Raw genomic sequence first — 2,887 nt, forward strand, 5'->3', positions numbered from 1 at the left:
CGCCGTTGCGGGCGGGCGCGCGCCTGCCGCCGTTCTGCTTGACCGGGGCCCCGGCGCTCTCGCGCACGCGGCGCACCACCATGGCCTCGTCCTGCCAGCCGACCCACCACGCCAGCTTGGCCGCGTAGCCGTCGCGTTTGGCGCGATCCTTGATGCTCGCCACGAGCGGGACCGTGCGCTGCAACGCGGCGACCTGGCCGTCCACCGAGTCCAGGTCGTAGTCGGCGAGCAGGCTCCGGATGGCGAACTCGAACAGCGGGGTCCGGCGTGCCACCAGGTCGCGCACGGCCGCGTCACCCTTGGCCAGGCGCAGTTCGCACGGGTCCATGCCCTCGGGAGCCACGGCGATGTAGGTCTGGCCCGCGAAGGTCTGGTCGCCCTCGAACGCCTTGAGCGCGGCCTTCTGCCCGGCCTCGTCCCCGTCGAAGGTGAAGATCACCTCACCGCGGAAGGCGTCGTCGTCCATCATGAGCTGGCGCAGGACGCGCATGTGCTCCTCGCCGAACGCCGTGCCGGACGAGGCGACGGCGGTGGGCACTCCGGCCTCGTGCAGGGCCATCACGTCGGTGTAGCCCTCGACGACCACGACCTGATGACGCTTGGCGATCTCCCGTTTGGCCTGATCGAGACCGAACAGCACCTGGGACTTCTTGTAGATCGGGCTTTCGCTGGTGTTGAGGTACTTCGCCTGGATCGGGTCGTCGTCGAAGATTCGCCGGGCGCCGAAGCCGACAACGTCGCCGCCCCGGTCCTTGATGGGCCACACGAGCCGCCGGTGGAACCGGTCGATCGGGCCGCGCCTGCCCTCCTTGGACACCTGCGCCTTGTACAGCTCGGCCAGCTCGAAGCCGTTGCGGAGCAGGTGCTTGGTCAGCCGGTCCCAGCCTCCGGGGGCGAATCCGCAGCCGAACCGCGCCCACGCGGCGCGGTCGAAGCCGCGCTCGGACAGGAACGTGCGGGCGGCCTCGGCCTCGGGGGTGTCGAGCTGCGCGGCGTAGAACTCCTGGGCGGCCTTGTGCACCTCGACCAGGCGCATGCGCGTGCCCCGGTCGCGGCGGACGCTGCCGCCGCCGCCCTCGTAGGTCAGTTGCAGACCGACGCGGTCGGCGAGGCGCTCGACCGACTCGACGAAGCCGAGGTGCTCGATCTGCATCACGAACTTGATGACGTCGCCGCCCTCGCCACAGCCGAAGCAGTGGAACGTCCCGTGGGAGGGCCGCACGTTGAACGAGGGGGTCTTCTCCTCGTGGAACGGGCAGAGACCCTTGAGCGCCCCGCCGCCCGCGCGGCGCAGCGCGACGTACTCGCCCACGACCTCGTCGATCCGAGTGCGCTCGCGGACCGCTGCGATGTCGCTCTCCCGGATCCGTCCCGCCACGACCCCACTCTAGAACACCCCGGCGACCCCCCATCCACACCGCCCAACCCACGCGAGTTGCCCCCTCATCCCCGCGAGTTGCCCCTTCAAGCCCGCGAGTTGCCCCTTCAAGCCCGCGAGTTGCCCCCTCGTATCCGCCTCCCAGCCGTGGGATGGCCAAGTCTGGCGCTCCGCACAGCGGACTGTCCGGGCGTCCTCGGAAAGCAGCGCACGCGCGTCTCGGCCACCGCGCCGAGAGCGGTCCCCCTCGCGCCTCGCCCTCGCCACCACACCCGGGCGCGCCGTCCCGGGACAACCCGGAGGCCACGAGCGTCAACTCGCGGACCTGAACGGGCAACTCGCGAGCATCCGGGGGGCAACTCGCGAGCGGGAAAGGGCAACTCGCCGGTGCGGCGGGGCCCCGGCCGGGTGTCACGTTTCGGGGGTGGGTCTCGTCCTCGCTGTATGGGGTGTCGCGGACGGCGCCCCGAGTGAGGAGGACCTTCCGATGCCACGCATTCCCGGTATACCGACCGCACGGGCGCGCCGACTGCTGCGCCTGACCTACCGATTCGCGCGCAAGCGCTACGGTGCGGTGCCCGAACCGCTTACCGTCGTCGCACACCACCCGGCGCTGCTCACCGCCTCCGGAGTGCACGAGCTGCTGGCCGAACGCGCCTGCCGCGTCCTGCCCGCCCCTGTCCGCGACCTCGCGGTCTACCGCACGGCGGTGCGGCTCAACTGCTCCTGGTGCATCGACTTCGGCACCATGCTCCAGAAGCACGCGGGTCTGGACATCGACCGGCTGACCTCCATCGACGACTACGCGACCTCGCCGTTGTTCACCCGGCAGGAGCGGCTCGCCCTCGCCTACGCCGATGCCATGACCGAGTCGCCGGTCCGGGCCGACGACGACCAGGTCGCTGAGCTTGAGGCCGAGTTCGGTCGAGCGGGGGTGGTGGAGCTGACCTACGCGATCGCGCTGGAGAACATGCGCGCCCGGATGAACAGCGCCCTGGGCATCACCGACCAGGGCTTCACCTCCGGCGCGGCGTGTCGCGTACCCGTGCCCGCCGACCGCCGCCGGGACGGGGACGAGGCGGTCTGATCCCTCACCGGTGCAGGTGCGCGAGCTTGTCCGGGTTCGCCATGTCGTAGACCGTGACGATCCGCCCGTCGCGCATGGCCACCGTCAGCACGTGCTCGTCGAGGTCGCGGTGGCGTCCCCCACCCGGCTCGGCGGGCATGTGCATCCCGAGATCACCGTTGACCAGTACCGGCCGGGCGGTCTCGAACGCACCCGGGCGATACGTGCGCAGCAGTCCCGCGAAGAACCGGGTGACCTTGTCGACGCCGGTCACCACGCGCACGGCGGTCCGCGCCTTGCCACCCGCGTCGCCGATCACCCGCACCTCCGGGTGCAGCACCTCGGCCACCGCCCGCACGTCCCCGACCAGCACGGCGGTGACGAATCGCTCCACGACCTCGCGCTGCCGGTCGGCGTCGGCCCTCGGCGGCGGGTCGGCCTCG

Annotated in this window: 3 protein-coding genes; 1 reads left to right on the top strand and 2 read right to left on the bottom strand. The window is 71.5% G+C overall.

All coding sequences use genetic code 11. The features are described 5' to 3' along the window. On the bottom strand, positions 1 to 1,378 hold a 1,378-nt coding region (gene dnaG / locus SACSA_RS22785), incomplete at its 3' end, for a DNA primase (RefSeq protein ID WP_019816341.1). A 487-nt stretch (positions 1,379 to 1,865) separates the two neighbouring features. Between dnaG and SACSA_RS0112895 the strand changes: the two genes are divergently transcribed. Continuing rightward, positions 1,866 to 2,465, top strand: coding sequence for a carboxymuconolactone decarboxylase family protein (locus tag SACSA_RS0112895; RefSeq protein WP_019816342.1), 600 nt, complete (start codon positions 1,866 to 1,868; stop codon positions 2,463 to 2,465). A 4-nt stretch (positions 2,466 to 2,469) separates the two neighbouring features. Here SACSA_RS0112895 and SACSA_RS22790 read toward each other — a convergent pair. Next, on the bottom strand, positions 2,470 to 2,887 hold a 418-nt coding region (locus SACSA_RS22790; protein ID WP_019816343.1), incomplete at its 5' end, for a nuclear transport factor 2 family protein.

This window comes from Saccharomonospora saliphila YIM 90502, from assembly GCF_000383795.1.
GTDB classification, from domain to species: domain Bacteria; phylum Actinomycetota; class Actinomycetes; order Mycobacteriales; family Pseudonocardiaceae; genus Saccharomonospora; species Saccharomonospora saliphila.

Bases quoted from the DNA above. Each gene is read 5' to 3' on its own strand.
- SACSA_RS0112895 (WP_019816342.1), top strand. From the start codon at position 1,866: ATGCCACGCATTCCCGGTATACCGACCGCACGGGCGCGCCGACTGCTG.